Genomic DNA, 261 nt, shown 5'->3' on the forward strand with positions numbered 1-261 from the left:
CCAATAACCGCCCCGGTGTGGTAAGCGTCAGCGGGACGCCGACGCAGAACCAGACCTTGACCGCGACCGTGAGCGATGCGGACGGAGTGCCGGGCACCGTCTCCTATCAGTGGCAGCAGAGTGCGAACGGCAATTCGTGGAGCAACATCAGTGGCGCGACCGCGAGCACGCTGGTCCTCGGCCAGGCTCAGGTCGGCAGCTTCATACGGGCCACCGCCAGCTACACGGACCTCTCGGGCAGCACCGAGGCCCCGGTGAGCA

Annotated in this window: 1 protein-coding gene; it reads left to right on the top strand. The window is 67.0% G+C overall.

What is annotated here, in order from left to right; genetic code table 11:
* Positions 1-56 precede the first annotated feature (56 nt).
* A partial coding sequence (locus tag I6F31_RS36305) for a hypothetical protein (protein WP_225187072.1) occupies positions 57-261 on the top strand: 205 nt, incomplete at its 3' end.

Origin of the sequence: Bradyrhizobium sp. NBAIM01 (assembly GCF_020194115.1) — a bacterium.
GTDB classification, from domain to species: domain Bacteria; phylum Pseudomonadota; class Alphaproteobacteria; order Rhizobiales; family Xanthobacteraceae; genus Bradyrhizobium; species Bradyrhizobium yuanmingense.